This window comes from Streptomyces sp. NPDC020958, assembly GCF_055562175.1.
Genome location: NZ_JBVHFU010000038.1, coordinates 1 through 6,746, shown reverse-complemented (window position 1 = coordinate 6,746; position 6,746 = coordinate 1). Strand labels below are relative to the sequence as shown.

Genomic DNA, 6,746 nt, shown 5'->3' with positions numbered 1-6,746 from the left:
TGCCGCCCGTACGATCTCCGCCCTGCGGGCAGGGGTCTTGGCGTACGGTCCCCGCGCCTTTGCCTGATCCACGGTGCGCCCACCCTCCTCGACGAAACCGGTCGGGACCGGTTGTTCGCGTCAGCCGAGCTCCAAAACCTACCGCGAGGACAACGCCCTGATTATCGATCCGGGCCATTGTGCTGTGGCCGAATCTGTTCATAAACTTTCCACGCGGAAGGTATTGAAACGTTTCATCACGCGTTTCATCACGCCTGGCCGTCGGCCGCTGCCCGCCTGCAGCCCACCACGTGTCCGGGGGCGGGGCGCCCCCGTTCCAGCACGGTTATGAAAGGAATCCCTGCCGTGGCCGAGGAGAACAGAAGTGCGTTGAGCCGCCGACACATGCTCGGCATCATCACGTCCGCGGCAGCCGGGGCCTCGCTGCCGCTCGCCACCGCGCCGAACGCCGTCGCGGCGGGCGCAAAGGCAGCGGTCGGTCACGCTTCCGCACCGGTGGAGCTGCAGGTCAACTCACGGGTCGCGCCCCTGGGTACGCAGACCGCTCCGGCGTTCAGCTGGGTAGCGCCGGTGGGAAGACAGACCGCGTACGAGATCCAGGTCGGCTCCTCACCGGGCAGGGCCGACGTGTGGCGCAGCGGCAGGGTGGCGGGCTCGAACAGCACCGAGGCGGCCTACGGGGGCGGCGCGCTGCGGTCGGAGCAGGGGTACTTCTGGCGGGTGCGGACCTGGGACGAGACGGGCGCACCCGGCCCGTGGAGCGAGCCCGCTGTGTGGGAGACAGGCCTGCTGAAGGGCGAGAAGGACTGGTCGGGCGCGCGGTGGATCGGTGGCCGCGAGACGCAGGACCACGACTGGGAGGATCTGACCGCGACCGTCGTCTTCCGCGGCGGTCCCGACGCCGCAGCCGGTCTGTCCCTTCTGCTGCGCGCCGAACCCGTCGGCAAGACCTGGGGGGAGGGCCTGAACTGGACCGTCCGGCAGAGCGGCGACGACATGCGTCTGGTCATGACGACCAGTCACTACGCGGGCAACACCTGGGTCGACGACGGGACTTCCGAGCCCGACTGGGGGGTCGACCACTACGACCCGCAGAGCGAGACCAACCCCACCACCTCAGGCACCCGCAGCGTCCCGGTCGGCACGGTCACTCTCCCCGCCTCGACGGGCCTGACGAAGGACACCTGGGCCACCCGCGACCACACGGTGATGGTAGCCGTGAGCGGTCTCACCGCCACCACCACCGTCAACGGTGTCGAGGTCGACAGCCGCATCCTCACCGGCGACCAGATCCGCCGCCACGGCAGCTTCGGCTTCGCCGGCGGCACCTCCGCCACCGTCCGCAGCGTCCATGTGACCGGCAACGGCGCACGGGACTTCTCCGCCGACCTGACCACGGGCGCCAACCCCTTCGAGAACGGCATCGCCACCCTCGCCGGTCTGACCTTCCCGCCGAAGAACCCGTTCATCCCGTCCAAGAACAGCGTGCTGCCGATCGCCAACCCGGCCCCGGTGCTGCGCCGCGCGTTCACCCTGCCCCGAGGCCGCCGCATAGCCAAGGCCCGTCTGCACCTGAGTGCGGCAGGAAACGTCACCTTCACCGTCAACGGCGAGCCGATCACCGTCGACGGCAAGCAGGCCAACCACGGTCGGACCAATGTGCCCCGCCTGCTCACCGACCAGAGCACCTACGACCGCACGGTCCTCTACGACACCTTCGACGTCACCGAACTGTTGGAGGCCGGCGGCCCCAACGTGCTCGCCGCCGAACTCGGACGCGGCTGGTACGGGGTGACCACACCCCAGGAGTGGTACTGGCAGCTCGCCCCTTACGCGGGCCAGCCCCGCCTGCGCGCGAAGCTCGTCGTGACGTACACCGACGGCTCCCACACCACGCTCGTCACGGACGAGGACTGGCTCGCCACGGACGGGCCCACGACCTTCGACTCCGTCTACTCGGGCGAGAAGTACGACGCCCGCCGCGCCGACGACCTGGGGGAGTGGCGCTCGGTCGACTACCGTGCCGGCCGCGACTGGCGCCCCGCCACCGTCCTGATCCCGCCGGGCAGTTGCTCCGGCCCCTCACCCAAGTACCACGGCAGGCTGCCCGCCACGACGATCCCCGACGGCTTCAAGCCCGCCATCCTGCGCGCCCATGAGGCGGAGCCGGTGCTGGTCAGTCAGACGCTGCGCCCCGTCTCGATCACCGAGACGGCGCCCGGCTCGAAGACCTGGGTCCTGGACTACGGCCAGATCCTGACCGGCCTCGTGCGCCTTCAGCTCACCGGCCTGCGCCCCGACAAGGAGGGCCTCACCCTGCGCGTCCGCGGCGGCAACCGGATCGTCGCCGGCGACGGCACGGCCGCCTCCCCGCTCTCCGTGGAAGAGGAGAACTTCCAGCACGACGCCAACCTCCAGACGCACTACTACACCCTCGGCAGACGGTCGACGCAGACCTGGGAGCAGCAGTTCAGCCACTTCGGCTTCCGCTACCTGGAGGTCATGAACCTGGAGGCGGTCCTCGGCCGAGCCCCGGACCTGGCGCAAGACGCGGACCTCCTGACCGTCGGTGTCGCCCGCACCGGTTTCGCCCGCACCGGCACCTTCACCACCGACAACGCCCTGCTCAACCGCCTTCAGCGCAACCTCGAGTGGGCCGAGCAGAACAATCTGGTCCAGAAGCCCACCGACACCCCCTCCCGGGAGAAGAACGGCTGGAGCGGCGACGCCATGGCCAGCTCCGAGTCGCAGTCCCTGACCTGGGACGTCAACGCCGTCCTCACCAACTACCTGCGCCACTTCCCCGACACCCAGATCTCCACCGGCCAGCTGCCCATGTTCGTCCCCGTCGCCAAGGGCGGCTACGGCTACGACCGCACCCCCGGCTGGGACGCCACGTGGAAGGCCGTGCCGGCCTGGGACTCGGCGTACTTCGTCATTCCGAGGGAGCTGTACACGTACTACGGCAACAGCAGCCTGTTCGCCGAGCTCTACGACCACCAGGACACGCTCCTGACGTACTACGAGACGCTGTTCACCGCCGAGAACGACTACAAGTTCGAGGCATCGCTCGGCGCCTACTCCGGAGCCGAGCCTCCCGGCAGCAACGCCGTCATCAGCCTCGCCTTCTACATCCACTTCTGCGACTACATGGAGAAGGTGGGCCACAGGATCGGCCGCACCGAACGAGCGGCCCACTACGCCCAGTTGGCGCGCACCCTGCGCAAGGCGTTCATCGCCAACTACTGGGACGCGTCGAAGGGGTACTTCACCCAGGGCAGCATCTCCAGCGAGAACGCCATGGCCATCGCCTTCGACCTGGTCCCCGGCTCCGACCTGGGCCCCGGCGATCCCCGCCATCTGGCCGGCACCAAGACGCTGGAGGAGAACAAGAAGGCCCTCGCGAAGCTCCTCGCGGACCGGATCGTGGCGGCGGACCAGCACATCCAGAACGACATGTACGGCTCGCGCTACGAGTTCAACATCCTCAGCGAGTACGGCTACACGGACATCGCGTTGAAGGCCGTCACCCAGACCGGCGTCCCCGGCTACGTCCACCAGATCGCCAAGGGCGCCACCTCGCTGTGGGAGCAGTGGACCGACCGGCTCTCGGTCAACCACCACTACCGCTCCAACGTGGCCACCTGGTTCTACCAGAGCCTGGCCGGCATCAGGCCGACCTCAACCGCCTACGAGACGCTGCGGATCCGCCCGTACGTCCCCTCGGTCGCGGTCAACAGCCAAGTCCCGACGAGCGTCGACGACACCGACCTGTCTCCCGCGACCCTCGACCACGTCAGTGCCTCGATCGACACGGTGCGCGGTGTGGTGTCCTCGGAGTGGAGGCGCGGCTCGGACGGCCGGATCGACCTAGCGGTGACCGTGCCGTACAACACCGAGGCCGAGATCTGGGTGCCGACCCAGGGCAAGCCCGTCAGCGCGCCCCGGGGGGCCGCCTTCGTCCGTGACGACACCTCGGGCGGCGCGCCGTACAAGGTCTACCGGGCCCGGGCGGGCTCGTACCGCTTCAACGCGTGACCTGGCCGGCTCCCTTCTGCGTCAGTCGCCAGAGGGGAACCCGGCAGCCAGGGTGTTCACCCCGCTGTGCCGATCGGCTGGGGACGGGCGTCCCGGTTGTCCTGCCGACTGCGACGGCCGACCTGGTACGCCGCAGTTCATGGGCGAAGCGCTGCACAGCACCGGCGCGGGGGTCGACCGGCTTCTCGGGACGCCCCACCGACGCACTCACCGCAACGCTCTCCGACGCATTCGAACAATTTCTTCACCCACGACGTGCGCGGGCAACCATGGCGCGGCCCGCGGGCCGGTCTTGGGCGTCCTGCGGTCCGGGCTCTGTGCGGCCACCTGGTTCAGGCGGCCGGTTGCGACCGGTCCACTCGACGGCCGTGGTGCCCAGGCCGCAGGAGTCGGCCGCCGGTGAGGTCATGGAAGCGAGCGCGGCGGTGTGGGTGGCGACCCGCGAGGCGAAGTGGACGAGCCCCCCCGGGCAGGACACGTGCGGCTTGAAGGGGCCGACCTCGGCGTCGGTGCAGCAGACGACGCGCACACCTCGCGCGTGCATGGCCGCCGAGCGTCAGGGATGGCGGTCGGCTTCGCCCGTCGCGTTCTGGACGGTGAGCAGCCGTACCCGTGAACCGTCCCCGACGGCGCGCCAACGGTGGGGAGTCCCTCCGCGGTAGTAGATGCTGTCTCCCGGCCCGAGTACGTGGAGACGGGGCCCGTCCGCGGTCTGCAGGTCGATCTCGATCTCGCCGGCCACGACGTAGACGAACTCGTCACCGGGGTGGTCGAAGTACTCGTCGAACCGCTCTCCGACCCCGGTGTACTCCACGGGGTGGACGGAGTAGGCGGGGGCCCCGAGCATGCGCGCCGTTCCGCCGCCGCGGTTCGCCACGGGCAGGCCCTCGCCCGAGCGCACCAGGTGGACGGAGTCGGCCGAGGCGCCGGTACGCGGCACCGCCGCCACGGTCATCAGTGCCTGCTGGGTGGTGCCGAGGGCGCGGGCGATGCGGTGCAGGGACGACATGCTCGGACGGGTCAGCCCCCGCTCCAGCTGGCTGAGGAACGGGTGGGAGAGCGCGGCGCGCTCGGCCAGTTGTACGAGGGTCAGGCCCCGTTCCTTGCGCAACTTGCGGATCGCGCTGCCGAGTTCGGCGCGCAGCGGCGCGTCCGTGTCCTCGGCGGCGGGCGATGGGCTGTGGGCGGGTTGGGCCGGCATGGCAGGAATCCTAAGGGGCGAGGTCGGCGGGCCGTTCAGGGCCCGGAGGCGGCCGGGGAGAGGTTTTACGCCGGTGAAACACCGAGGCCCTACGCTCAATGTTGATGGCACGAACATTCTAGGTGTCGTCGAGTCCATCGAGTCGCACGGGTCGTACGTGCCTCCTCGTCCCGCCCAGCCCCAAGGGAGCCTCCCCATGGCCGCGGCCACCTCCGACCGTTCCGTCGCCTGCCCGCCGGACTCCGCCTTCCTCGACGCCATGGCCGCCCTGGCCGGGGGCGTCTGTGTCGTCACCGCCCTGACCTCCGAGGGGCGGCCGGTCGGCTTCACCAGCACCGCCGTGATGAGTCTGAGCCGCGAACCGCGACTGCTGGCCATCGGGGTGGGCCGCGACGGCCGTTCGCTGCCCGCGCTGCTCGGCGGCCGCAGGTTCGCGCTGAACATCCTGCACTCCGGCGGCGAGCATGTCTCCCGGCGCTTCGCCGACCGCACCGCCGACCGGTTCGCGGACCTGGAGTGGTCGGCCGAGGAGCGCGGCGGGCTGCCGCTGCTGCTCGCGCACAGCTCGTACACGGTGCTGTGCCGGGTCATACGTGACCTCCCGGCCGGAGACCACCACCTGATCGTCGCGGCCGTCGAGGGCGTGGTGACCGGAACCGGCGGACCGACCGCGCTCGTGCACCACGACCGCCGCTACCACGCGCTCGGTGCCGCGTGAGCGGCCCCGACTGGTTCCAGGTCACCGAGACCGGCCCGGGCGCCTTCATGATCGGCGAGCCCGGCCACGTCAACAGCTACCTCCTGCTCGGCGACGAGACGGCCCTGCTCTACGACACGGGAATGGGCATCGCCGACATCGGTGAGCGGGTGCGGCGGCTGACCGGGCTGCCGCTCCTCGTCGTCAACTCGCACCATCACTTCGACCACCGCGGCGGCAACGCCTCCCTGGCCGCGTACGCCGAGGACATCGCCGTACACGCCGACGGAGCCGCCCTGCACACGGCTCCGGCCCCGCACGAGTGGCTGGAGGCGTACGCGCACCTCGCGCACGGCCTGCGCAAGCGGTACGAGGAGTTCCACGCCCTGGACACCGGCGGTTTCTTCCTGACGGACTCCCGCGTCGAGGCACGGCCGGTCCCCGACCTCGCCGACTGGCGTATCGAGGCCGTACGCCCCACCCGCCTGCTGCGCGAAGGAGACGTCGTCGATCTGGGCGGGCGTCGCCTGGAGGTGCTGCACACCCCGGGGCACTCCCCGGACGGCATCTGCCTGTGGGAGCCGGAGACCGGGCTGCTGCTGGCCGGGGACACGCTGATCAGCGGTACCTTCTTCGCCCATGTGCCGGGCGCCGACGTGGCCGCCTTCGCCGACTCGACGCGCCGCCTCGCGGAGCTGCCTGTCACCACCGCGCTGCTAGGGCCTGTTGCGAAAGCCGTAGGCGGCTGGCTCCACGACCCAGACCAGGCTTCCTTGGAGGAGCTGACGGGCCGGGGCCGGCCTGCTGGCA

At 70.4% G+C, this 6,746-nt stretch carries 4 protein-coding genes; 3 read left to right on the top strand and 1 reads right to left on the bottom strand.

Annotated features, from left to right (window positions below):
- Positions 1 to 369: 369 nt before the first annotated feature.
- Entirely contained in the window at positions 370 to 4,038 is a 3,669-nt protein-coding gene (locus ACZ3KP_RS40815; protein ID WP_467506188.1) for a family 78 glycoside hydrolase catalytic domain, read from the top strand.
- Positions 4,039 to 4,594: 556 nt separating this feature from the next.
- On the opposite strand, the gene ACZ3KP_RS40810 is transcribed toward ACZ3KP_RS40815, so the two are convergent.
- Entirely contained in the window at positions 4,595 to 5,239 is a 645-nt protein-coding gene (locus tag ACZ3KP_RS40810) for a helix-turn-helix domain-containing protein (RefSeq protein WP_123992977.1), read from the bottom strand.
- 196 nt (positions 5,240 to 5,435) lie between these two features.
- Between ACZ3KP_RS40810 and ACZ3KP_RS40805 the strand changes: the two genes are divergently transcribed.
- A complete protein-coding gene (locus ACZ3KP_RS40805) occupies positions 5,436 to 5,957 on the top strand; it encodes a flavin reductase family protein (RefSeq protein ID WP_280910086.1) in 522 nt (173 codons plus the stop codon).
- A partial coding sequence (locus tag ACZ3KP_RS40800; RefSeq protein WP_467506186.1) for an MBL fold metallo-hydrolase occupies positions 5,954 to 6,746 on the top strand: 793 nt, incomplete at its 3' end. The genes ACZ3KP_RS40805 and ACZ3KP_RS40800, both read left to right, overlap by 4 nt.

Excerpts from the sequence above, each read along its gene's own strand:
- ACZ3KP_RS40810 (WP_123992977.1), bottom strand. The coding sequence starts at position 5,239 with ATGCCGGCCCAACCCGCCCACAGCCCATCGCCCGCCGCCGAGGACACG.
- ACZ3KP_RS40805 (WP_280910086.1), top strand. The coding sequence starts at position 5,436 with ATGGCCGCGGCCACCTCCGACCGTTCCGTCGCCTGCCCGCCGGACTCC.